The sequence below is a fragment of the Pseudoalteromonas fenneropenaei genome (assembly GCF_042643375.1).
Classification (GTDB): domain Bacteria; phylum Pseudomonadota; class Gammaproteobacteria; order Enterobacterales; family Alteromonadaceae; genus Pseudoalteromonas; species Pseudoalteromonas fenneropenaei.
Map to the genome: position 1 here is coordinate 186,348 of NZ_JBHRSD010000011.1, position 25,898 is coordinate 212,245.

16 protein-coding genes are annotated in these 25,898 nt (G+C 46.8%); 5 read left to right on the forward strand and 11 right to left on the reverse strand.

Annotated elements, in window-relative coordinates:
- Window positions 1-101: 101 nt before the first annotated feature.
- Together ACFOEE_RS06665 and ACFOEE_RS06670 are read right to left on the reverse strand one after the other, a co-directional pair.
- Window positions 102-2,954: a discoidin domain-containing protein gene (locus ACFOEE_RS06665; protein ID WP_377122315.1), complete on the reverse strand. Its 2,853-nt coding sequence runs from the start codon at window positions 2,952-2,954 to the stop codon at window positions 102-104.
- Between the two features lie 74 nt (window positions 2,955-3,028).
- Window positions 3,029-6,022: a TonB-dependent receptor gene (locus tag ACFOEE_RS06670; RefSeq protein WP_377122318.1), complete on the reverse strand. Its 2,994-nt coding sequence runs from the start codon at window positions 6,020-6,022 to the stop codon at window positions 3,029-3,031.
- Window positions 6,023-6,421: 399 nt separating this feature from the next.
- Here ACFOEE_RS06670 and ACFOEE_RS06675 point away from each other — a divergent pair, with 399 nt between their 5' ends.
- Window positions 6,422-7,192 carry a copper homeostasis protein CutC gene (locus ACFOEE_RS06675; protein ID WP_377122321.1) on the forward strand — a complete coding sequence of 257 codons (771 nt, stop codon included), beginning with the start codon at window positions 6,422-6,424 and terminating at the stop codon, window positions 7,190-7,192.
- Complete coding sequence (locus tag ACFOEE_RS06680; protein ID WP_377122324.1) at window positions 7,189-8,106, forward strand: BadF/BadG/BcrA/BcrD ATPase family protein; 918 nt, start codon at window positions 7,189-7,191, stop codon at window positions 8,104-8,106. The genes ACFOEE_RS06675 and ACFOEE_RS06680 overlap by 4 nt, the downstream gene beginning before the upstream one ends.
- On the opposite strand, the gene syd is transcribed toward ACFOEE_RS06680, so the two are convergent.
- A complete protein-coding gene (gene syd, locus ACFOEE_RS06685; RefSeq protein WP_377122327.1) occupies window positions 8,103-8,624 on the reverse strand; it encodes a SecY-interacting protein in 522 nt (173 codons plus the stop codon). The two genes, ACFOEE_RS06680 and syd, sit on opposite strands and share 4 nt — an antisense overlap.
- 71 nt (window positions 8,625-8,695) lie before the next feature.
- On the opposite strand from syd, the gene queF reads away from it, so the two are divergent.
- Window positions 8,696-9,541 (forward strand): NADPH-dependent 7-cyano-7-deazaguanine reductase QueF, encoded by an 846-nt coding sequence (gene queF / locus ACFOEE_RS06690; RefSeq protein ID WP_377122330.1) that lies wholly within the window; start codon window positions 8,696-8,698, stop codon window positions 9,539-9,541.
- A gap of 43 nt (window positions 9,542-9,584) precedes the next feature.
- On the opposite strand, the gene ACFOEE_RS06695 is transcribed toward queF, so the two are convergent.
- From ACFOEE_RS06695 to ACFOEE_RS06710, 4 genes are read right to left on the reverse strand one after another with little or no spacing between them, the layout of a single operon-like run.
- Complete coding sequence (locus ACFOEE_RS06695) at window positions 9,585-10,445, reverse strand: peptidylprolyl isomerase (protein ID WP_377122334.1); 861 nt, start codon at window positions 10,443-10,445, stop codon at window positions 9,585-9,587.
- Between the two features lie 21 nt (window positions 10,446-10,466).
- Complete coding sequence (locus tag ACFOEE_RS06700) at window positions 10,467-11,261, reverse strand: hypothetical protein (protein ID WP_377122337.1); 795 nt, start codon at window positions 11,259-11,261, stop codon at window positions 10,467-10,469.
- 53 nt (window positions 11,262-11,314) lie between these two features.
- Window positions 11,315-15,106 (reverse strand): translocation/assembly module TamB domain-containing protein, encoded by a 3,792-nt coding sequence (locus ACFOEE_RS06705; protein ID WP_377122340.1) that lies wholly within the window; start codon window positions 15,104-15,106, stop codon window positions 11,315-11,317.
- Complete coding sequence (locus ACFOEE_RS06710) at window positions 15,103-16,884, reverse strand: autotransporter assembly complex protein TamA (RefSeq protein ID WP_377122343.1); 1,782 nt, start codon at window positions 16,882-16,884, stop codon at window positions 15,103-15,105. Before ACFOEE_RS06710 ends, ACFOEE_RS06705 begins: the two co-directional genes overlap by 4 nt.
- Window positions 16,885-17,040: 156 nt before the next feature.
- Here ACFOEE_RS06710 and ACFOEE_RS06715 point away from each other — a divergent pair, with 156 nt between their 5' ends.
- The gene (locus ACFOEE_RS06715) at window positions 17,041-17,367 is read left to right on the forward strand and encodes a ribonuclease E inhibitor RraB (RefSeq protein ID WP_377122346.1); all 327 of its coding nucleotides are present in this window, start codon (window positions 17,041-17,043) and stop codon (window positions 17,365-17,367) included.
- A gap of 9 nt (window positions 17,368-17,376) precedes the next feature.
- Here ACFOEE_RS06715 and ACFOEE_RS06720 read toward each other — a convergent pair whose 3' ends face one another.
- From ACFOEE_RS06720 to pyrC, 3 genes are all read right to left on the reverse strand, one after another.
- Window positions 17,377-19,119, reverse strand: a complete 1,743-nt coding sequence (locus ACFOEE_RS06720; RefSeq protein WP_377122931.1) for a DEAD/DEAH box helicase — start codon at window positions 19,117-19,119, stop codon at window positions 17,377-17,379.
- An 86-nt stretch (window positions 19,120-19,205) separates the two neighbouring features.
- The gene (locus ACFOEE_RS06725; RefSeq protein ID WP_377122349.1) at window positions 19,206-19,511 is read right to left on the reverse strand and encodes an H-NS histone family protein; all 306 of its coding nucleotides are present in this window, start codon (window positions 19,509-19,511) and stop codon (window positions 19,206-19,208) included.
- Window positions 19,512-19,680: 169 nt separating this feature from the next.
- Entirely contained in the window at window positions 19,681-20,721 is a 1,041-nt protein-coding gene (gene pyrC, locus ACFOEE_RS06730) for a dihydroorotase (RefSeq protein WP_377122352.1), read from the reverse strand.
- A gap of 187 nt (window positions 20,722-20,908) precedes the next feature.
- Between pyrC and ACFOEE_RS06735 the strand changes: the two genes are divergently transcribed.
- A complete protein-coding gene (locus tag ACFOEE_RS06735; protein ID WP_377122355.1) occupies window positions 20,909-23,332 on the forward strand; it encodes a bifunctional diguanylate cyclase/phosphodiesterase in 2,424 nt (807 codons plus the stop codon).
- Window positions 23,333-23,428: 96 nt separating this feature from the next.
- Here ACFOEE_RS06735 and metE read toward each other — a convergent pair whose 3' ends face one another.
- On the reverse strand, window positions 23,429-25,714 hold the full coding sequence (metE, locus tag ACFOEE_RS06740) for a 5-methyltetrahydropteroyltriglutamate--homocysteine S-methyltransferase (protein ID WP_377122358.1): 2,286 nt from the start codon (window positions 25,712-25,714) through the stop codon (window positions 23,429-23,431).
- Window positions 25,715-25,898: the final 184 nt, after the last annotated feature.

Here is a 25,898-nt window from a genome sequence, read left to right on the forward strand (position 1 = left end):
GCCAACATGTGCTGAATCGTCTGCAAATGTACCCGACAAAAAAACCAGACTCACGGGGAGTCTGGTTTAAGGTTGCAAGAGAAATTGTCTGGGCAGAGTGCTTACTCTTGAGCAAGGCCTATTAGTTCGATTTCACTTAATTGCACTAGGCCGTCGTTGTTACGATTTTTGCTGATGGCTAAGCGGTAGCTGCGGTATGCAAAACCGTTACGGAATTCAAACGCACGGCGTTCAAAACGGTTTTCCCAACTTTCACCCACCCAGCTTGAGACCACTTGCCACGTCACGCCATCGTCATTTGAGCCCAACAAAGTAAAGTTCTCTGGATCACGCTCTGGGGCATCATTGGCGCTGGTGATGGCTAACCCACTAACCACCTGAGCGGCGGTGAAATCAACTTGGATCCAAGACGGGTCGGCCTCACTTGGTGCCCCTTTCCAATCGTTATGGTCAAGCCATTTAGTCGTTGTGTCGTTATCGAAAGCTTTGTCTTGGTTTTCTGCATCACCAATGCTGTTACGGGCACTAAATTGCGTACCTACGAGGGCAGTTAAATCCATCGCGGCGTATTGCGGGCCGACCATGCCGACTTCCGCAATTTGCACTAAGCCATCGTTATTGGCATTTTTGCTGATGTTCAGGCGATAGTGGCTGTACGCTAAGCTATTAGCAAAGCTAAACGAACGTGGCTTAAAGCGCTCAGCAAACGATTCTCCAACCCAAGAGGCAACTGCTGCCCACGTTTCACCATCGTTAGACGCCATTAACTGGAAGTTTTCTGGGTCGCGCTCTGGTGCATCATTCGCACTGGTAATCGATAAAGTATTGACCGCTTGTGGCGTCGGCAAATCGACTTGGATCCAAGCAGGATCAGTCGCAGTAGGCGCGCCTTGCCAATCGTTGTGATCCAGCCATTTGGTATTCACATCACCGTCAAAGGCCTGTGCCGCACCTTCTGACTCACTGATACTAAAGCGTGCGCTGTACACCGCTCCTGCCACACGAGCATGGTCAAGCCCGGCTAATTCTGGCCCGAGCAATTCCACCTCAGCAATTTGCATTAAGCCATCGTTATTTTTGTTTTTAGTCACATTTAAACGATAGCTGCTGTAGGCCAGTTGATTGCTTAGCGCAAAAGTGCGGCGCATAGCGCGTTCGTCAAACGCTTCGCCAACCCAACTTGCCAGCGGCAGCCAAGTGGCTCCACCATCATTTGAGGCTTGCAGATTAAAGTTTTCTGGGTCGCGCTCTGGCGCATCATTGGCACTGGTAATAGCCAGCGCATTAACCGCCACAGGGGTGGTAAAGTCCATTTGTAGCCATGAAGGGTCGGTTTCGCTTGGCGCGCCTTTCCAGTCGTTATGGTCAAGCCACTTGGTGGTTGGGTCGTTATCAAAGGCTTTGTCTTGATTTTCCCCATCTCCAATGCTGTTACGCGCACTAGCAGTGCCAGCCACAAAGTTAGTATGGTCACGCGAGGCAAACTTTGGTCCCACCATTTGAATGCCGCTGAGTTGTACTAAACCATCATTATTTTTGTTTTTGCTAATGTTAATGCGATAACTTAAATAGGCTTGTTCATTGGCGAAGCTAAATTCCTTACGCTCAAAACGCGCATCAAAACTGGCACCCACCACCTTACTGAGTAATTGCCAAGTCGCCCCACCATCGTTAGATGCCACTATGGTAAAGTTCTCAGGGTCACGCTCAGGGGCATCGTTCGCACTGGTAATAAACACGCTATTGACGGCATGCGCTGTGGTAAAATCAATTTGGATCCAAGACGGATCTGCCTCGCTTGGCGCGCCTTTCCAGTCGTTGTGATCTAACCATTTGGTGTCGTTGTCACTATCAAAGGCTTTATCTGGGCTTTCGGCATCACTGATGCTGTTACGTGCTGTGATAGTCGCACCGGCTAAATTGGCAGTGGTGGTCACTTCCTGCAATGGCCCTGATGTCGTTTCTTCATCAAACAACGGCAATTTCATGTCAACAATGCTGTCGGCACTTAAGCCAAGCTCAGCGGTTAACGGATGCGCCGCAATAGCTTCATGTAATTGCGTACGTAATGCGGTGAGCGCATCACCATCCTCAGCCAATGCCGCACTGAGATTTGCGGCGGCTTGTTGTAACATGCCCGCTTGCGAACCACCTTCAGCAAAATTAGCCAATGCCGCATTTAACAATGAAAGTTTCGTGACACTATCGCTTGCCATCGCATTGCCGCAGGTTTCGACATTATTGTCGTCAGTGGTGCATTCTGTGCCGGTGATAAAATTGTCAAAACTATCAGCACTGACCACTTGGGTGGTAAACACATTGGTATTATTGGTTTGCCACCCCATTGCGCGTAGCAGTAGCGCCGACATATCTGCTTGTGCGAGAGCCATCAACTCAGGTGTTGAGGCATTGCGTCCTGCCGCGACGGCGTTTTCCACTAATTGGGTTGCGAGCGTAGTTAACGCATTGGCTTGTAAAGTCGAATCGGCATTGCCATCGGCTTTACTGCCATAAGTCACTTTGAGTTGGCCTAGCGTACTCAGCGCAGTGCCCGCCACCGCCTCGCCGCTGATGGTTTCACCCAACATCGCCGAACCGCAATGTGCGGCATCACACAGCATGCTCGAGGCGCTGCTGGCAGTGACCGTCATTTTCACAATCGCATTGATACCAAAACCTGGTGCCCCGGTGAGTTCCACAAACAGCTCACCGTTTTGGTTGGTACTGGCATTTGCCCCTAAGGTTAATTTGCTGCCATTAAGGGCTGTGACCGTCACATCGGCTGCGCTTAAGGTGCCTTTTACAGCACTACCCGCCAGCTCTGCCACTGTGGTATCTGGGGTGACGGGTACGTCATTCACTTGGGGATCATTGTCGCCACCACCGCAACCGGCTAGTGCGGTTGCAACAAAAAGTGCTGGCATGGCAAATCGAAATAGCTTCGCCTTGTTCATAATGGTTTCCTTGTTGTCTTGTTGGCGGCGCAACGTCCTCCGCCTAGCAAAATCTTCAAAATTGTTGTTAGTTTTTAGAAACGGTAAGTCAAACCTGCGTAATATCGACGACCGGTGTAGCTGCTACTACGCAATCGTGCGCGGCTATCGGTGCCATAAAATGTACGCGGTTCTTCTTCGGTTAAGTTGATCACCGAAGCCGTGAAGATTAAGTTTTCTAACAAGCTGTAAGAGGCGTTCACATCCACTTGTTGATACGGTTCTTGATACACAGTTAAACCATCCGCAAGACCTAACGCGGTTTTACCGCGGCGGTTATAAGAGGCCCGTAAGCTGTAGCTGTCATTCTCAAAGTAAGCCGAGAAGTTGAACTGGTTGTCTGCACTACCCACCAGCGCTGACTCGCCAATTTTCTCGCCATTGACGTTAATATCGGCCTGATTTGTATCGTTTAGGGTGTAGTTGATATTAAAGCCAAAGCCATTATCAAAGGCATGCTGAGCAAAGACTTCCACCCCGCGTGAGGTTGCGTTGGTGCCATTGGCGGTGGTTCTAAATGGCGTCACGGTGATGTCCCCCGGAGGCACAATTTCAACCCCCGTATTTGGGTTGGTAAAGCCTTCAAATGGCCGCACTGAGGTAATAATCAACGGCACAATAAAGTTGTCGACTTTTTTATTAAAGAGCGCCACCCCAACGGCTGATCCTTTGGCAAAATAATATTCTGCCGAGACATCTAGTTGCACTGATTCAAACGGTTGTAGTGCCTTATTACCACCCGACCCCGACCAACCCGGATCAACTGGATTGCCACGGAATTCTAAGCGGTCATCGGCCCATTCCTGCGAAATAAAAGTGAGGTTTTCTGGCGCGCCCATATCGTTAAAAGGTGCCCGCGACATGGTTTTCGCCGCCGCCATACGCACCACTAAATCGTCGCTGGCGTCCCACACTAAGTTCACGCTTGGCAACCAACGTTTGTCGGTCACGCTACGCTCGGTCATGGTGGCAACATCGACGACGCGTTCGTCACCCAAAATGTCTTCTTCCGTGACATCATCAATATCATCTAGGTAATAATTGATTTTATCTGACGACATAATGTTGGTTTTGGTCTCGACATAACGCACCCCAAAGTTACCGCGTAGCGTCTCGTAAGAGAAATCCGCTTGCATGTAACCTGCGGTGATGGTTTCTTCAATGTCGAAAATAAAGTCAGGTTCGCGACGGGTATGTTTTACATACTGACTGGTGACGATATCGCGGTAACGATCCCAGTTAATGGTCGGCATCACATTCACAGAAAAGCCACCGGGGATATTTTGCTCAGATTCCTCGTTTAAGATTTCGGTTAAATCTGGCATGCCATCAATCCACTGATAAGACACTTTATCAATGGCACCTTGACTGAACGGATCTAACTCACCACTGGCGATTTGTTCTGCCCCAGCTTGAGTAATAAAAAAGGTATTGTTGGTTTCGCGGTGTAATTTGGCGTTGCGATATTTCACCCCTACTCGCAACGTGTCGATGATGCCATAATCCAAACGATAATCTAAATCGAGCTGCGCATAGTTTTCTGCTAAGTCACTCACCACAAAGCTCGACCCTGTTGAACCCGGATCTGGGTCGCCCGCAATGCCTGCTTGCAAATTGGTTAAAAGAGCTGGGTCGGCATAAAGCGATACTCGGTCACCCAATCGCCAACCGGCATAGGATGCGGCGTTTTCAACTAAACCAGAATCACTGCGTTTTGCGGGTTGACCACTTTTGTATGCCGCACTCCAAGATTCAGAAGGCCCGCCCTCAGCTTGTGTCCGACCAAATTTACCGCGTAAATCATAAACATCGCCGGCATATTCAAAACCGAAGTCATAGGTATCTGAGGTGTTTTCTTCTACTGTGTAGCTGCCGATGATCCAAGGAAATTCTAAGTTACCTTCTGTGCCGCCAGCGCCAGTGGTAAAGTCCATGCCAGTGACGATAGTGCCGCTTTCATCCAGTTCAACGCCAGTGAGATAATCTGGGCTGTATTTCCACTCAGGGATCCACATTTGCGAGTTAGTGCTGTCTTGGCTAAGACCAAAGTGAAAATAGTTGGCGGTCAGCTCTAACGCGTCGGTTGGTCGCCACTGCATAGTAACTTGCCCACCTACGCGTTCACGTTTTTCTTTGGTGACCCCCACACCCGCCACTTGAGGCGCCCACACCCCTTCATAGACATTGCCATAAGCATCGGTTAGCGCGGCAAAGCGTCGAGTGCTGTTGACAATTTCATTGCCATTAACATCCATGGCGGGTTTATCATCACTGGTTGCCCAGCGCCAACCGCCACCGCCGCTGGTATCACCACTTAACGAGCGGTTGGTGCGGTCTTGTTCGGTATAGCCGAGCAAAATCCCAAAGTCTTCATCGCTATTTTTCCAAGAATATACGCCACTAAAGCTTGGCTCGTATTTTTCAGTCACGTCCGAATTGGTATATTCAACATTTAAGGCGCCTGAATTTGCATCCATATCTAGCGGCTTACGGCTATGAAGAATGACGGTGCCGCCAACCCCGCCCTCATCCAAACGGGCTTCTGACGATTTAAACACTTCGACCGATTGGATCATGGTTGAAGGCAGTAGCGAATAGCTGAACGAGCGCGATGGGTCACCGGGTGACGAGGCGATAAAGTTGCCGTTTAACTGTGTAAATGTTAGGTCTGATGACAACCCACGAATACTGACGTTTTCGCCTTCACCACCACTTCTTGAAATGACAATCCCCGGCACCCGTTGGAGTGAATCCGCAACGTTTTTGTCGGGAAATTTGCCAATGTCTTCTGCTGTAATTGCATCAAGAATGGCGTTTGATAAACGCTTGAGCGCGAGGTTTTCCGCCATAGAAGCACGAATACCTCGAACTTCAATGGTTTCCATCTCCTGATCGGTTTTTTTGTCGTCCGTCACTTCGTCCTGCGCATAGCTAAGATTACACGCAGTCAGTAATGCCAATCCCAGCGCAGAGCGCTGAAAGCGCCTTGGGTTCCCTGTAGGATTATGGCTGTTATTATTATTGCTCATACCTGTCTCCAGTGGTTCATATGTGTTTGTAAACATGGACTCATCAATCCTGAAATTGTTGACGAGCAACCCTGTTTAACCCCTGTTGTGCTCCTTGTCAGGGTTAATACCTTGTAAAACTCATGCTCAGAATAGGGTTGCATCAGAAAAAGTGATAATAGAAATTCGGTGAGCACTAGGAGAAAATCGGCGTTTAGCCTAAAAAAAGATCCATTTGCAAAACACCTAGTTTATAGTGATTACGGGAACTCTAAGCGCGGCATTTAGCGCTTTTAAACGCCTAAAAGCAAGTTAAATTACAACTTAAACTTTTGTTAAATATGTACTTTATAAGATATTCACAGTTACCTAGCAGAGTGGACTAAGTTATCTAACACCCGTAATCGGATTAACCGCAAAATGGTAAGAAACAGTAAAATTCTTGAAGTGTGTATCGACGCCGATAAGTTACCGACGTTAGCACAGAATATCCACAGTGCACTGAGTGCGGGTGCGACGCGAATCGAGCTTTGTGCAGCGATGGCAAGTGACGGACTGACTCCAACGCCACTGGCGATTGCCACAGCCAAACAGGCCATGCTACCAAACACCGAATTATTGGTGATGATCCGACCCCTGCCGGGGCGCTTTGTAGTGACTTCGCAAACATTGCAAGACATGCTGCAAAGCATAACAACCGCAGCCACACTGGGTGCCGATGGCGTCGTATTTGGTGCATTGACCGAAAGCCAAGCGTTAGACCTAATGACGACAGCTAAATTACAGCAACATGCGGCCAAATATGGCCTGAAAAGCACGTTTCATCGCGCTTTTGATGCAATAGCAAACAGTGAGCAAGCCATAACCGCATTGATTAATTTAGGTATTCACCGTGTACTGACAAGTGGTACGCCGTGGGGGAGTAATCGCTCAGCATTAGACGGCCAAACACGCATAGCCGAATTGCTAAACTACGCAAATGGCCAGATTGAAATTGTCGTGGGTGGTGGAGTGAATGCGCAAAACGCCACCGCACTCTTTGCACTTGCTGACAATTGCGCTGCTTGTGTCAACGCGAATACCTTTTCTCTGCATAGCTTTAGTGGAGTTTATCATCCTGACGGGCAAATTTCTGCCAACGCCATTCAAGCGATATTGCAACCAAGTCAACTTCAAGAGACCACGCTATGAGCCACACAATCAGCAACGCTGACAATCACAATAAAACCCCATTATTTTTAGGTATAGATGGCGGTGGTAGTAAATGCCGCGTCAGACTCGAAGACAGTAAAGGCAACGTACTTGGCGAAGGTGTTGCTGGCCCCGCCAACATTGTGCGCAGCGTGTCGCAAACCCAAGAGGCTATTATCACAGCCACGATGATAGCGCTGACAAACGCCCAATTATCGGCTTCACGTATGGCCGATATTCAGGCCGTCGCAGGGTTAGCTGGAGCTAACGTCAGCTCTGCCAAACAACGTTTTTTACAGTGGCAACACCCTTTTGCGGCACTCACTGTAACCACAGATCTCCACATCGCCTGCGAAGGTGCGCATCAACACCATGACGGTGCGGTGATCATTCTTGGCACTGGATTTTGTGCTGGCGCGAAGTCAAACCAAGAACATATTGAACTAGGTGGTCATGGCTTGCTACTCAGCGACGGCGCCAGCGGTGCTTGGCTTGGTTTGGCGTTGGTGCGAAAAACCTTGGAAGTGCTAGATGGCTTGGCACTGGCAAGCCCCGCTACCGATGCGCTGCTAAGCCAATTACAGGTCAACAGCTGCGATGCCTTAGTATCGCTCGCCCACGATGAGAAACCAGCCTTTTTTGCCAGCCTGGCAGCATTGGTTTTACAAGCGAGTGATGCTGATAGCCATACACGCAATATTATTGAACAAGCGGCAAATTTTGTTGGGCGCTATGTCCGCCACCTGACTATGCTTGGCTACCCGCGCATTGCGCTCATAGGGGGTATCGCAGCACCACTGACGCCGCATTTATCCAAAGCAGTGCGAAGTTGCCTCTATCCACCTTTGGCAACACCGGAAGTTGGCGCGCTGCGCTTGGCGCGTGCGCACTATCAAGCCGCAGGCGGGTCTTAGCCTTGCTGTAGTACAGTCAAAAAGACGCTTAGTGACTCTGCCAATTGGTGATGTTGTGGCTTACCGACACGCTCAAGACCAACACTGCCCGTTGCAACATCAACACTAATGAGTAAATCGTCTTCTGCGGTTAGACCAATAAACACGGTGGCTGGCTGCTTTAAACGGCGCTTCATCAGAATATGGCCGGTGATGTTCTCTTGTAATCTAACATAGTCATCCAGCGACCACGCCTGCAATAACTCTATCGGTTGTGATTGCCATGTCGTTGCGATATTTGGACCAAAATAGCTGCCGTAATAAGCACTAAGCTCTGCTGGAAACTGTAGTTCCAATGCGCTTGCCAATTCATCTAATTGCGCAGCTGGCGTGCGCGCTACGGCTTGCCATGCAATCATTTGCTCAGCATCGGGTTCACCCTGTTCACACGGACTTGGCCAATCCGTCGAATGATCGACTCTAGGGTTTTGACTTTGAAAGGTTTGGTATAAAGCGCCGAGCGCGGTTGCGATTGACATACTGCTATGCTCTTAAAAATTCGTTATAATGCCGCCATTGTAACGAGTTTTAGCGTAAGTTCGAAGTTAACATGACAGACTATAGTAATTCACCTGAGTTGCAGGCCTCAGTGCTTGGTAAAACCACCCAATATTCAGATCAATACGATGCGAGTTTGCTTCACCCAATTGCCCGCAAACTAAACCGCTCGCAAATCGGCGTATCGGAGCAAGCATTGCCGTTTTTTGGCGAAGATACTTGGACTGGCTATGAACTGTCTTGGCTTAACCTCAAAGGTAAGCCACAAGTGGCTGTTGCGACCTTTGTATTTGCCTGCCAAAGTGCAAAAATTATCGAATCCAAGTCATTCAAGCTATATCTCAACAGCTTTAACCAAACCCGTTTTGATTCACTTGCCTCAGTCCAAGCCATTTTAGCTCGCGACTTATCTGCTGCAGCTGAAACAGACGTACGGGTGACTTTATACAGCCCACGCGAGTTCAACTGCTTGCCGTTTACCGATTTACCTGGTATTTGCCTTGATGAGCTGGATATTGAATGCCATGAATACGCGCCTAACACCCAACTTTTAGTCGCCAAAAGCGACGAACTAGTGAGTGAAACGCTGCACAGCCATCTGCTAAAATCTAACTGCCTGATCACCTCACAACCAGATTGGGCGAGTATTGTGATCCGCTACGAAGGCAAAGCCATTTGTCATGCCAGTTTGCTTAAATATTTAGTGTCATTTCGCAGCCACAACGAGTTTCATGAGCAATGTGTTGAACGCATTTATTGCGACCTACAAAATGCCTTCGCCCCGACTATGCTCGAAGTGTATGCCCGCTACACTCGTCGTGGTGGCCTAGACATCAATCCGTTTCGCTCGAGTCACAGCAACCGCACCAGCATGCTACTGCGCACGAACCGTCAGTAAAAAAAGGATGCTGTCGCATCCTTTTCTCCTTCAGCTCCACCTTTTAAAGGCGCTCGGTCGGCACCGCCACTGAGCATACATCAACATAATCAGGTCGAGCGATAAACCATGCCTCTGGTCGATGGGCGCGCGCCTGAATAAGCTGTTTAAAACTGTCAGAATCAGTATTCATCACTCTAAATTGGCTGTTGTCTTGTGTTTTCACATCCGCAAGGACCACCATATCTTTAATCACATTAAACGCTTGCCCTGCTTTGGCAGTTCGGTCAAGTTTCTGGATATGTTCCATGCCTTCAAGCACGCGACCAAATACGGTGATGTTACGGTCAAGGTAACGCTGCGGTGTCAGCGCCACATAAAATTCAGTGCCGCCGCTATCGGCTTCGTTGCCTCTTGCCATGGCAAATACCCCGGTACAATGGGTTTGCCAAGTGAGTTTACGGCTTGCATCTTGCGCTACTGCAAAACCATTTAGAAAACCGCTGTGTGTTGCATAGCCGTCTGGTCCTGCAACTGGCGTAATCGCTAAAGGCTCGGCAGTGGCCTTAGCAAACTCCGCTGGAATGACTTTTTTTCCTGATTTTGGCGTTTTGCTGTCGCTCATATCACCTCCTTGAGCGACAAAGCCTTCAACAAAACGATAGACTGACAAACCTTGATAAAAACCTTCGCGCGCGAGCTTTTTCATGTTGTCACTATGACCAGGCGCAAGTAGAGGATTAAGCTCAATATAGACATGGCCTGTTGCCAAACTTAAACGCAGCACTTGTTCAGGGTCGACCTTACGCCATGCAGCTTCTGGAGCTGAACTGATAATTTCATGAGGAGATAAGTTCTTGGCAAGGCTATGCGCACTACTTAACAAAGCCATCGCTAGGCATAGGGCTGACATCGTTTTTATCATTATTTTCTCTTATTATTCATTTTAATGTGTTGATGATTGCCACATTTCTTTGCGCCAAAGTGGTGCCGTTGCGGGCAATAACGGGTTAGTTAAGTTGATTTTCACTTTTTCTGCAAGTGCCAATTCCGTCAGCAGCACACCGTAGTGGGCATTAAGTAAACTGTCCAAGGTGCCATTTTGCACGATTTGTTCCATCCCCTTGCTAAGCATTTGATGCAAAGCACTTGCTTCATTGGCGACAAAAAAATACACCGCTGAGGGGTAATAAATTATGGTGTGCGGGGCAATTTGTAATTGTGGATGCGCAGTGATTAAGTCTTTAGAAAAGATATCTAACGGCAAAATATCAAAGCGACCAGAATCCAGCATTTCGAATTCATCCGCATCTTTTGCAAATGAAAACACATCAAAACCGTTGGCGCTAAAAACTTCTTGATCCGGCCAGTCCTCTCTGAGCCCCACGCTGTATTTGCGCAGTGCCATCAGGTCTCGTAAAGCCAACGGCTGGTTCTTACGGGTAACAATATAGCGATAGCCTATCAACCCCTTTTCTATGGGAATGAGCACAGCTTTGCCGAGCTTTTCCCGTTCTTTTGAGGTTACCGCCCAAAAAACGTCGATGCCATCGCGCTTACCTAATAAGCGCATTGCGCGATCTTGGGTGGGGATATTCTGCACCGCTTGAAATACCACCGCTTGGCGTTGTGATGAAAACGCCGCTTGTAAAACAGCAAGTGCGTATTCGTTTGCCCCTGCGCTAACCCTTATAATGACTGGGTTTTCAACATGTTCACCAAGCTCTGACGCCATACTCACGGTAGGCACTAAGAGCCACAGCAGACACCAGCACCCCAGTTTAAACCGATACATTACTGACCCCAGTCAAACCGATAAAGCAGATCTATACTGTCATACAATCCGCTGGTAATTTCCACATATAATTTTGAGAAGATCTGGTAACGAATGGCAATTTCACTCAGCGAATCAAACACCCCAACGCTGTACTTGACCTGCACACTGGGCGTCAAATAGCCTGATACTTCAACTTGCGTGCCCTCGCCTGCCCCTTTGGTACCTACATTCACATCCGACAAGCCAATTCCCTTGCCCACTTTTTGTAGTACCCCTTCGCCACGACCAAGGCCCTGACTCAATATTAAATTGGTCAGTAGCACGTTTTTATCGCTTTCACCTTCACCTAGTGGCTGGCCATTGAGCAAATACGAAAGCGCATGAGATTGGTCCATAGCGGGCTCTGAATAGACAGTAAAATTAGGCGCGCTAGCAGGGCCGGTCAATTGCAATCCAGCAATAACGCCATTGGCAGTAGTTGCTGGATTACGAATGGCGTTCACGTGCAGATACGGCTTATCCAGCGCGCCACTAAAGCCAATTTGCCCGGTTTTTATCTGTAAATCCTGACCGAAGGCTTTAAAAGTGCCATCCACCAGCGACAGCTCGCCACTACCCACGACTGGCGTGTCGTTTTGTTTGCTGAGTGCTATCCCACCTGTGATATAGCTTTTCAGGCCAAACGAGTCGATACGAACATTGTCGAGCACATCCACTTGCAATTGCACATCATAGCGAAATGGTAAAGATTCTGGGGTTTCCTCTGCATTATCAACAAAGATCTGATCAGCCGAAATGCTCACCGCGTTTTCAGGTAACGATTTGATGGCGATACGACCATAAGGCACAGCCAACTTGCCTTTCACCTTTGCCATTTGCTGTTCAAGACTCACGCTGATATCCGAATTCACTTTAAACTCAACACCAGTTTGTGGCGTAAGCAATAAGTCTTGTCCGCTTAAACGCAAGTCCATCCACCATTCTTGTTGCCAAGCAACTTTACCCTCGAGCGCTAAACTGCCTGCTTGGTGATCATTTAGCTGTCCATTGACCTCTAACGTTTGACCTTGGAAACTCATATTGAGATTAGAATCTGTGAGCTGTAAAGGACTTTTTTCGTTTGAAGCAAACAGTTGCTCTACCGCAAGATGGCCGTGCAGTTCAGGACGCGCTAAAGCGCCTTTGAAACTCACTTGGCCCTGCACATTGCCACGTAAATCGAGACTACGATTGAGCGCCTGCGCAACCAATGAATCAAGTTGCGCTAAATCCAGTTTTGCCAAACTGAGCTCACCTTTAATAGGCGGAGTTGCTTGCCCGAGTTGGGTCTCTAATTGTAGTGCAAACGTGCTAAGCTGACTCTCTGCATTTTTCAGGCTGACTTGTAAATGCGAGCCTTTGGCCGTCACATTTGCACTGATATCGCCAAGATCTAACGTAGAGATCAATCCCTCTTGTTCCAATATCACTAAACTGTTGTCAGCATTGAAACTGCCAGCCAAAGTCTGGATACCTTGCGGACCGAAACTGGCGTCCAATTCACCGTTGGCAGCACCTGCCAGCCGCATTTGTCTTGGCATAACAGGCCAAAATTCTTGCCAATCCAAATTGGCCAATGCGACTTTGACTTGGCCTTGCTGTGCGGCATTAAGTGACACACTGCTGCATAACTGGCTGAGCGGTGACTTAATACACAGCTCGTCGAGTTTAAATTCACCATTCCCCGCCACACGCAGCTTTGCTGCCGAGGTTTGTTGTAATGAAAGCCCTGCCAGCACGCCTTGCAACTGGGTTACTTCGCCTTGCCAAGCTTGCTTGACTATCCCACCTAAAGCACCAAAGGCAAAATGGAAATCATCCCCCTCACCTTTAACGCTGAGCGTATGTTTAGCAACGGAACCTTTCACTTGCGCGCTTAAGGCTTTTAACTGTTGCTTGGCTACTTGCAATTCGGCCACATGAATGTCCGCGTTTACTTTGCCTACTTGGGTATGTTGGTAATCTATTTTTGCACTGGCGTCTTGCAGCTTCACATCAGCAACATCCAGCATAGCTATAGCGGCATCTAACTTGAGCTCGGGCGCTGTGCGTTTTCCCGATACTTGCAAAGTACCATTCCCTTTAGCAATAACCCCAAACCCCGATTTTTGGTCTAAATCAAGCTGCCACTTACCAGCCAGTTGGAGCTGCTGCTGAATACGCCCGCTCAATTCAACAAAGCTGCTACCATATTGCAACTCTGCCTTCGCGACTTTCGCGAGTAACTGGTCGTCTACTTCACCTTGTAACTTTAAGGTAAGTGGAAACTGATTGAGTGTACCGCTCGACTCTAAATTATCGACTTTAGCCAGCCAACCCGTTGTAGATTGCTTAAATGAAAACTGCACATTTCCAGCCAGTAAAGAGGGATAGCCGAGCAGTTTTTGCAATTGCACGCCTTGCCAATTTAACTCCGCATCAAGCGCCAGATCCGGCGCTAACGTGACTGCGGAACTGGCTTGCAAATGGCCAAGTTCACTTTGAAGTTTGAGTGTTTTGACCTTAAGCGCTGCTTGCGACCCACTGAGCTCAGTACTCAGCGTAACTGGCCCATATTGACTCGATTGCCCTTGTGCGCTCGCACGCAACTGAAAATCCGACAATCGACCATGTAAACCTAACTTAGCTTGCACCAACTCAATGCTGCCATGTTCCTCTCCCAAGTTATATGCTGGTAGCTGAGCAAACTCTGCATCTAGCGTTATCGGCCAATCAGCTTCGCTGACATTGACTGTGCCTGCAACTTTTACCGGCCATGGCGCTTGGCTTGCAAGATCCAGCGCTAAATTCGACCAAGGCCCAGCTAATTTGGCATTGAGCTGTTGGCCATTACCCGCAATGTTGAGCGCTGCTTCAACTTGGTTGGGTTGGATCAACAAAGTGGCGCTACTTTGATATTGCATAAGGCTTAGTTCAAGCACTGAAATCGCAATTTGGTTTGCTGTCACTTCGGCACTTAAGGCGAGGTTAGAAATATTAAGCGGCTCGTTGCTTGATGGCGTACTCACCTGCTGTGAACTCCCATCAGTTTGGCTAATTAAGCTCACGTCATTGATCCGTAATGATTTCAAACTCGCATGCAAAGGTAATGGGAATAACGCCTCTGGTGAAATGGCGGGCAGTACAATAGCTTTTCTTGGCTCAGCTGAGGTGTCTTTGCTAACACTGGTATGCTGCAGAGTGTCTAAAGATACTTGTTCTAACTCAAGCGCTGAGTGACGCCAAATACCGCTGAGTTTAAGCGCTTTTGCAACGCTCTGTTGTTCAGCCTGCCAAAAACTTAAAGCGGTAATTTGCACATCAAACGCGATTGGCCAGCGTGCCATGAAGCTACTTTGCTGCTCAGCTTCATTTGGTGTCTCATCATTTTCGGGCACCACCTCTGAGCCAGCTTCAGCGGTTGAATTAGTGTCTGCTGTGGATGTGTCCGCTTGGCGTAAAGCCCCATTCACTTCATCTATGGCTAAAGCAATGCAAAGCCCTTCGCATTGCCACCAAGTTAAGTCCAGCTTCACGCCACTGGCGTTGAGTTGTAATGTGGGTGTGTCGATATCAAGATTAAATGCTTGGTTGTCATAGAGCCGCGCCTGTAAATCAGAAATAGTCACACCCGGCACCAATTTATTCACACCCCACACAATGGCCTGATTACCCGGAATGGTAAATAGCAAACAAAAGAGCGTAGTGAATATGCCCACCACAATCCACGAGATAATTTTCAACGCTCGAACATACGGCATCATGGTTAGCGACACAGTTGGCAACTTCAAATTTCCGGTCCTATTACAATACTTAAACGCGTGCTGTTACTTTCTTTACTAAGACCCCACGCGTGGTCAAAACGGATTGGGCCAATGGGCGTCAAGTAACGAAAACCAAAGCCAGCCCCCACCGACAATTTTTCGCTAAAATCGTTGGTTGCCGTACCAGCATCAACAAATAACGCGGCCCGCCAGTTTTCAGCAAACTGGTACTGATATTCCGTGGTGCCTGTTACTAAATAGCGGCCACCGGTTTTTTCACCGTTTTCTTCTGGTGAAATAGATTGATACTTAAAGCCACGAATGCTTTGGTCGCCACCCGCATAGAAACGTAGTGAAAATGGCACGCTCTCGATATGGTCGCTGATGATTGCCCCCAAATCGATACGACCATAAAAATAGTGCTGCTCCCAGCTGCGTAGCCAAGCGTTCTGCCATTGCAGTCGCAGCATACTGGTTGACGAGGCTAAATCCTCATTTGCGCCTTCAATCGCAAACAGTCGCTCTTCCCCCCAGTAAGGTAATGTACCACCGCGGCGCTGTTTTTTCGCCCAGCTGATGCCAGGAATGGTCATATGACTGGTGCGCAAGCCCGTGCCTACGTCGTATTGTTCTTTTTCACGGCGCACAAACGCGGTGCGCACCCAATTTTCTTCGGTAAGCCACTGCCGTTGCAGCTGCAATGTCACCACACGACTAAAGATATCTTCGGTTAAACCATCTTCAAGTTTGTAACCACCAGACACTCGCCAAACATCCTGTACCGGATCTTCAACGGGTATGGTATAGCTAGCCGTGACATCTTGTTGGCGCTCCGACACCGACAAATCGGTATCAAGATAGTGACCATCATCACTTACCCACGGCTTACTCCAACGAAACCGCCCTTTTGCGCCTAGATCTGTACTAAAACCGCCCCCCACTTCAAAACTATTGGCAGGTTTATCAACCACTTCTACTCGTACTGGTACTTGCTGGTTTTGTCTTGCGCTTAATTCAGGATAAATACGCACACTGTTAAAGTACGGTGTTTCATTTAACGACAAACTGTAGTCGCCCAACATACTTGCCTGATAAGGCTCGTTTTGTTTAAACGGTGCGAGTTTTTCAACATAATGTTGTGCACGCGACCCAGCTGCAATAGCAAGTGCGCCAAACTGATAACGCGGTCCAGTATCTAAACTCAACACAGCGCGCGCGCGGCGTCGCTGTTTGGATACCAACAGTTGAGATTTCAGCCATTTAAAATCAAAATAGCCAAACTCCAAGAGATGATCTTCAAGCTGCTTTTTGGCCGCCTCATACTGACCGTGGTTAACCACTTGGTCTTTTTTAATCGCTAGATCTGCGATGATTTGCTTGAGTATCTCATCTTCTTCACCACTGCCGATGACGGTCACATGCACTTGAAACCAACGATATGGCTCGTTGAGCAGCACGTTGACCTTTAACACCTCACCGCCTTTATCCCACTGCAGCGTGACTTCGCTTTCATAATACCCAAACGCTTGCAATGCTTTGTTACTTTGCTCATAAACATAGTCGCTGTTGACTTGCTGCATTGGCTTATCAAGTAAAGTTTGCAGATGCGCGCGGATGTTGTCTGCCAACAGGCTAGGAATACTCGGCACTTCAATTTCTTGCACTTTCACTTCAGGCAGTTGTACGTCAGCGACTTTTGCTGCAACCCCAGCGATTGGTGGAGTATTGATGGTGGAGGGTTCTGGTGTTTGAGCAAGGATTAAACAAGGTAACGACCATAAAAACAACAAGCAAAATCGTAACAATGACATATCCCTAAATTGAGGTGGCAAGCAGACGCTTAATACTATCACAGCAAAATTAACCCTACATGGCTAAAGCAGCGCTTTTTAACAAATTGACCTTTTTATTTGCCCTGAAATCACCGACAATATCAACAAATTCAATATTGGGCTGTAAGCATGCAATTTCCTAATGATGACAATGGTCAACTGCTCGCTGAAATGGCGGCAGAAGGTATCGACCTAACACAAGTTCATCCTGTCGACTTTTTTATTTTATTTGAACAAAAACCACAAGCCGAAGCGTTTATCAAACACATGCAAAGCGACGAACTTGCGCCGCAAATGATCTTGCAAAAATGCCCAGATACCGGTGTGTGGGAAGTCAAAACCACAGTCGCTATGGTGCCGGAACACACCTTACTTGGCCAAACTGAGCAATATTTAGAAAGCATTGCCGACGGCCATGATGGCTATGGCGACGGCTGGGGAATTATGGCGAATTAAGCAAGTTGGTTAACCCAACTGGTTTGCTTTTCTGTACCGTCCCTGATAATCAAAAAGTTTGTCGGTTATTTGCCAACCAAACTTTGCGTGTTTCTTTGCAATCACGAAGTCAGGGGCGCGTAACTGCCCCGCCGCAGCCAGCACCGCTGCAACACTGTTAAGCTCAGCTTCTGGATGCAAGTCCTGAAAGCGTTTCAGATACTCTGCCATAAACTGCGCTTTACGCTGACTATTAGCAAAATCAATGCGCTCTTTTAACTCGACACCTTCTTCATCATGATAGGTAATAGTCAAGACCTGCCCTTTGGCCGTTATCGATAATCCCGCGCAGCGGATCACTAAGGCATGCTTTAAATTCAGCGCATCGCGGAGCTTGTCGTCAGGGTCAACCAACACCATATCACAACTTTGGCAAACTCTGGCTGCAATGTCATTTTCAGCACCGCACTGGCCACAGGTTTTAAACCGGAAACGATAATCACATTGTTGCTGTTCATCTTCGTCCACAAGCAGACCTTGGCAACGACGACCAAAGTGCTCTATTACTTTACCTTGACTATCAGTGCGGCCCCAAAAAGTGTTAGCAAAGCCACAGCCTGGGCACACCACCTGCACCGGCTCAGTATCTGGCGCTGGGCGTTTGCTGCCTACTTCTGGGCGAAATAGATCAAAACCATTGTCGGCATAGTCAATGACTAGGCAATCCGTTTTGTGCGGCGCTAATCGTAGGCCTCGCCCCACAATTTGTTGATATAAACTAATCGACTCAGTAGGACGTAATATTGCAATAACGTCTACATGTGGCGCATCAAAACCTGTGGTTAACACAGAAACATTGACCAAATATTTAATTTGTTTTGCTTTAAACTGACGGATAATTTCATCGCGCTCTTGTTTTGCGGTTTTACCGGTTACCAAAGCAACACTTTCGGTCTGTAAATAGCTCGTAATTTCTTCTGCATGTTTAATTGTCGAGGCAAAGATCATTACACCGCTACGCATTGCACTTAAAGCCCTAATATCTTCTACTATGGTTTTGGTAACCCTTTGTTGTTTATGTAATAAGGTATTTAAGTCTTTTTCACTGATGCGACCATATGGGTCTGCCATTAAGGCAGAAAAATCATAATGCTCAACAGCGGGTTTCAATTCTCGTGGAACTGTTAAATAACCGTGCTTGATCATGTAACTGAGCGGTAACTCAAATATACATTTCTTAAATGGCGAATTTATGTCACCACGGACAAATCCACGGTAGTGCTGATAATAGATCCAACCTATTCCAAGTCGATATGGTGTGGCCGTTAAACCCAAGATTTTGAGTTGTGGATTAATGCTTTTAAGTTGATTAATAACTTGCAGATACTGGCTATTATCATCGTCACTGAGGCGATGACATTCATCAATTATGACTAGTGAATAGTAGCTATCTAACGCAGATAAATTCTTAGCAATTGATTGAATACTGGCAAATGTAACCTGGTTGGCAAGAGATTTTTGGCCTAGACCTGCTGAATAAATACTTGCTTCAAGCCCAAAGCTTGCGTACTTCTGCCAGTTTTGCTCGACTAATTCTTTAACGTGGGCAAGCACCAATAGTTTGTGTTTAGCAAGGCGAGCTAATTCTGCGATGACTAAACTTTTACCGGCACCGGTAGGTAACACAATGACAGCGGAATCGTCACTACGGCGAAAATGAGCGAGAGTATTGCTTACCGCATCTTGCTGGTAGGGTCGTAAATTGTAAATAATTAGTCTCTAATTTAAAAACAAAACGCATGAATAAGTATACCCTAATCATGCGTTTTTTGATGCTAGCTTTTAATGCTAAATAAAGATTAGATCAAGTGATCTTCAAGAGTTACACCTTGGAACGCTTTTGGCGTTTTACCACGGCCAGTCCACTCATATACTTTGCCATCTTTTTCGATACGATATTTTGGTTCAACTTTTGAACGCTTATCTGGCTGAGCACCACCCATTAAATCTTCTACTGTCAGTCCTTTTGCTTTTAGCATTGCCATTACTTCCTCTCTGGCTTGCTCTTGTGCTCTTTGTGATTCAATTGCCTCGCTAATCAATTCAAGCGCCTTGTTCAAATCGCTAAAGCTCGCTGATTTAATGAACGACTTAATTTCACGCATTGCTGTCTCTCTTTTGTTAATATTCAAAGGACCTGATTCAGGTATTTAAAAGTGCCTATTAAATATAATAATAAAACCCTAAGATCGCAATGTATTAACTCAATTTAATATTGAAATATTTTTTATATAAACAAAAAGTGCACCTTTTGGTGCACTTAATGAGTTATTCTTAGCCAACTTGCCAAGTCATTTTATCCCCAGCTTTTATTGGCACCACTGTACCATCACCAAGTGGATAACTGTCTGGTACTTGCCATTCTGCTTTAGTTAACGTAATAGTATCGGTATTACGCGGTAAATTGTAAAAATCTGGGCCATTAAAGCTCGCAAATGCCTCTAATTTATCTAAGGCGCCCGCTTCTTCAAATGCTTCAGCGTATAATTCTATCGCCGCGTGAGCAGTATAAGAGCCCGCACAACCACACGCAGCTTCTTTTTTATCTTTTGCATGTGGTGCAGAATCTGTACCTAAGAAGAATTTTTTGCTGCCACTGGTTGCAGCTGCAATTAAGGCTTGTTGGTGGATATTGCGTTTAAGGATAGGCAAACAATAGAAATGTGGGCGAATGCCACCTGCAAGCATGTGGTTACGGTTATAAAGCAAATGGTGCGCCGTAATAGTTGCCGCAACATTGTCAGAAGCGGCTTTAACAAATTCAACCGCATCTTGCGTAGTGATATGCTCAAGTACCACTTTAAGGTCTGGGAACTTAGCAACAATTTTCGCCAGCTTGGTCTCTAAAAAGACTTTTTCACGGTCAAAGATATCAATACTTGAGTCCGTCACTTCACCGTGCACTAAAAGCAACATGCCAACTTCTTGCATGGCTGCAAGGACTGGATAGATATTTTCAATATCCGTGACGCCGGAATCAGAATTTGTGGTCGCGCCCGCTGGATAAAGCTTTGCAGCAACAATATGACCCGTCGCTTTGGCTTTTTTAATCTCTTCTGGGGTGGTGTTATTGGTGAGGTAAAGTACCATTAACGGTTCAAACTGGCTACCTTCAGGTCTTGCCGCCAAGATACGCTCACGGTACGCCATAGCGGTTTCGGTACAAGTTGCAGGAGGAACCAAGTTTGGCATAATGATAGCGCGGCCCATATAACGGCTAGCATCACGCACCGTATCTTTTAATTGCACGCCATCACGTAGGTGAATATGCCAATCATCAGGTCTGGTTATGGTCAGTAGAGATTTGTTCGTCATTGCCTTTTTCCAACGGTGAATTTGCGTGATCATAGGCACTTGCAAGACAAGAGTAAAGGCGATGGAACGTATTTCAGCGGCAAATTAACGCGTTAATGCGTGATTTTGCTTACCTAACATGAAGAATGTTTGTCAAAATGGTGATAGTTAAGTTAATTTACTCTTACGACCTTTTCAGAGCGTTGTCATGTTTTCACAAAAAAAAATAAAACTAGAATCGAAAACGGAACAGCTAGCCATTATCAATCAATTCTCGCTAAGCTTATTGCATATCACTAAGCTCGATGAATTGTTTAACTACGTTACTCGCGAAGTGGTGAGTAAACTGGGTTTTGTTGATTGCGTTATCTATTTAACCGATCACAGCGGTACTATGCTGCAAGAAGTCGCCGCTATGGGCGTGGGTTATAATCAAGAAAGTAACGTGGCATTAGACGATGCGGCCGCTCTTGCCGAACGAGACCCCTATCAAATCGGTGTTAGCCAAATTCCCATTACTGAAGGTATTTCAGGCTATGTTGCCCGTAGTCAACAAGCGTTTGTTAGCGGTGATGTGTCACAAGAAGCGCGTTATGTTGCAGACTCCCGCCCTGCACTCTCTGAGCTCTGCGTGCCTTTGGTCTACGAAAATAAAACCCTTGGCGTGATTGACTGTGAGCATCCTGAGCGTGACTATTTTACTGAGTCACACGTGCAGATCCTCTCCACGGTAGCGCATCTACTCAGTGCTAAGATCTATCAACTCAGAACATTAGCGCATTTAACTGCAACCGTTACGCAATTAAACGAAGCACAAAAGCTCGAACAATCGCTGCTAAAAATCGCCAATATCACTTATGGTTCAAAGCAAGTTGAACAATTCTATGATGAGCTATACCAGATCATTTGTGCTTTTTTGCCTGCCGATAACTTTTTTATTGGGCTTTACGACACTACACAAGATACCTTAGAAATCGACTTTTTAATTGAAGCTGGGATCAAATGTGATGCCCACCACAAAGTCTCAAAAGATCAACTCAAAGATACCGCGTCTTATTATTTGCTGACCAGCGGTCAATCTTTGCTGTGTGATGAGAATTCTTTTGCTGAACATATTCGCAGTGGCCACTTTACTTTAGTTGGTCGCGCGCCAAAGTCTTGGCTTGGGGTGCCGTTTCAGGTTAATGATAATGTTAAAGGCGTGATAGTGACACAAAGCTATCACGATGAGTTTAGCTACAATAGCCATCATCAAAGCATTCTGACTTACATCAGCCGTCAGGTTGCAATGGCAATTGACCGCCAGTTATCACGTAAGGCTTTAGAGCATCGAGCACTACATGATGAGTTAACCGGCCTAGCTAACCGCTACCTATTAATTGAACACATGAAGCACGCGATATTGTGTTTACATCGCCAAGCTAACAGTCAGCTACATGCCCTGCTGTATCTTGATTTTGACCGATTCAAAAGCATTAACGACTCACTTGGCCATGATGTAGGTGATAGATTTTTAATTGCCATTTGCGGCCTCATTAAAACCTGTATTCGTAAAACTGATACCTTTGCGCGCCTTGGTGGCGATGAGTTCGCTATTTTTATGGAAAATGTGCAAAGTAAACAGCAGGTTGCGATTGCAATCGAACGCATTATTTTGGCGTTATCTAAACCCATCCAAATTGACAGCCACACCTTGCAAGCGTCGACCAGTATTGGCGTGGCATTTACCGAATCTGAGCACGATAAAGCACTGGAATTATTGCAACAAGCCGATGCTGCCATGTACGAAGCCAAAAGCAGCGGGCGTGGACAAATTCGCTATTTTAATAACGCGATGCGCAAAAAGCTTAAACGCCAAGCCGATATTGAAAATGACTTACAACATGGTATTAAGAATCAGGAATTTGAGCTCTACTACCAGCCGATTTTCAGCCTTAATGACCCAAAAGTGGTGAGCTTTGAAGCACTCGTGCGCTGGCATCATCCAAGTAATGGCTTAGTTCCGCCGAGCGAGTTTATTCCGGTTGCCGAACAAACTGGGCAGATCATGGAACTCGACTTACATTTGCTACGCTTAGCCGCCAAGCAACTCTACGCATGGCACTGCCAAGGCATGCGCACGCGGATCACGGTCAATGTTTCCTCGCGGCATTTTGCCAGCCTAGATTTTGTGAAATACATTCACCAGCTCTATGACGACTACGATTTAACCGCAGGTGCGCTGAGCTTAGAGATCACCGAATCAGGACTCATTGAAAACCTTAACTTGGCAACTAAGATCATCAAAGGGCTAGAGCCTTTAGGTGTGCGCCTATATTTGGATGACTTTGGTACTGGCTATTCAGCCTTAGGCTATTTGCATCAATTGCCCATTCACGTCTTAAAGATAGACAAAAGCTTTGTTGATCAACTGACTAATCGCTCAAACCCCTTGGTGGATGCGATTTTATCGCTCGCTCGTTCATTGGAGCTGGATGTGGTTGCCGAAGGCATTGAAAACCCCAAACAATGGGCGCTATTAAAACGCAAAGGCTGTCAATATGGTCAAGGCTATCTGGTGTCAAAACCGCTCGCCAAAGACGACGCTTATCGCTTTTATCACGATTATCAGCATGAAGATCTGATGGTATAGCAAGTGCTCTGGAACGCACCAGAGCACCTTACAAAGACCTTACGCGGCATTTCTCATTTCACGCATTAAAACCCTTTGATTTGAAAAAACCATACTTCAACGGTCAACACGCCCTAGTTCCTCGCGCAATTCTTTAGTTGCAATGACCATATTGCGCAGTGCTTCGCGCGTTTCCGGCCATGCGCGAGTTTTCAGACCACAATCTGGGTTTACCCATAGCCGCTCTACTGGCACTTTTTCCGCGGCTTTGTGGATCAAAGCTTTGATCCAAGCCACATCCGGCACATTTGGCGTATGGATATCATACACGCCTGGGCCAATATCATTTGGGTAGGCAAAGTCTTCAAAGGCATTGAGTAAATCCATATTGGAGCGCGAAGTTTCTATGGTGATCACGTCGGCATCCATGTCCGCAATGGCGGCGATAATATCGTTAAACTCCGAATAACACATATGGGTGTGAATTTGGGTTTCATCTTTAACACCACTGGCCGACACCCGAAACGCATAGGCAGCCCACTCCAAATAGCTTTGCCACTGAGAAGCCTTGAGCGGCATACCTTCACGAAATGCCGGCTCATCGATTTGAATAATCTCAATACCCGCCTCTTGCAATTCAACCACTTCGTCGCGCAGGGCTAAGGCAATTTGTTTGGCTATGGTTGGCTTATCCAAATCGTCACGGATAAACGACCAAAACAGTATAGTTACAGGGCCGGTCAGCATGCCTTTCATTTTTTTATTGGTTAATGACTGCGCATAACGGCTCCAAGCGACGGTCATCGCCTGCTCACGTGACACATCGCCCCAAATAATCGGTGGTTTTACACAGCGCGAACCATAACTCTGTACCCAACCAAATTGGCTAAAGGCAAAGCCGTTTAACAGCTCACCAAAGTATTCCACCATATCGTTACGCTCAGCCTCACCATGGACTAGCACGTCTAAATCGAGCGCTTCTTGTTCTTCTACCGCGTAGCGGATCTCCGCTTCCATCTGTGCTTGGTAATCCGCCGCGGTTATTTTCCCGACTTTAAAATCGCGCCGCGCTTGACGAATTGCCTTTGTTTGCGGAAATGAACCTATGGTTGTGGTGGGTAAAAGCGGCAAATTGAGTGCTGCGGCTTGCTTGGCGATACGCAGCGCAAAAGGACTCTGTCGCTGACCGTCAGCAGCGGTCAGTGCTGCAACACGCGCTTGCACACTCAAATTATTGACGCGCTTAGAAGTTTGCCGTGCCTGTACAGGCGAAGAATAGGCTCGTAATGGCGCAACGTCACCACCTTCGAGCGCAGCTTTTAATAAGCTCAGTTCGGCCCCCTTTTGCACTGCAAATGCCAGCCAAGATTTCAGTTCTTCATCTAGCTGAGTTTCTTGGCTGAGATCAACTGGGCAATGTAATAATGAACAAGATGGCGCCAGCCAAAGTAAATCGCCCCGCACTGCGGCAATTGGCTGAAGCGCAGTAAATAGTTTACTTAAATCTGCCCGCCAGATGTTGCGACCATTCACCACACCTAAAGACAACACTTGTTCACTTGATATCAGCTCTGAGAGCACCGTAAAGTCATATTCAGCGGCAACACAATCAAAATGTACACCTTGCACAGGGTAAGCAGCGATATCATGCAAATGCGCATGTACGCCATCAAAGTAACTGGCTAACAGCAACTTAACGCCCTGTGCTGTCAGTTGCGCAAAGCTTGTTTTTAACGCTGTGCGATACGCACTATCTAATTCTAGCGCTAAAATCGGCTCGTCAATTTGCACCCACTCCACACCTTGCGCTGCTAATTTCGCTAAGACTTGCTGATACACTGGCAAGATACGTTCAAGTAAGGTGAGCTTATCAAACTCTCCACCAACACACTTCGCCAAATACAGATAAGTGACTGGGCCAAGTAACACAGGTTTTACTTGATACCCCAACGCTTGCGCTTCCTCAACTTGGCTAAATAGTTCTTGCCAACCTAAACTGAAAGTTTGCTCAGCGGTGAGTTCAGGAACAATATAGTGATAGTTGGTGTTAAACCATTTGGTCATTTCGCTGGCAGCACAAGTACAGCCCGTTGGTGCGCGACCACGGCCAATGCGGAATAAAGTATCTAAGTTGACTTCACCGGCTTGGTCTTGATGACGGGTTGGCACGGCATTTAATAATAAAGAGGTATTCAGCACATGGTCGTACCAAGCAAAATCTCCAATTGGTAATAATTCAACTCCTGCTTGTGCTTGTAGTGCCCAATTTTCTGCACGGATAGCTTTGCCACGCGCTTGCAACTCTTGCTTATCAATCTCACCAGCCCAATAGGCCTCGATAGCGAATTTTAACTCCCGACGTTTACCTATACGTGGAAAGCCTAAGTTATGTACTGTTGCCATTAAATTACTCCTTTTAGATGTTTAGACGTCCAAAACCTTAACTTTTTCACCGCTTCACTACAATTGATGCTTTCTCAGAAGCAACTTGAACAAATTTACATTGAAAAAAAGCAAAATATTTTAAAATAAATAATGACAACGCTGTCATGTTTGGTGTTATAGTGGTTTTGTGAAAACAGCGTAA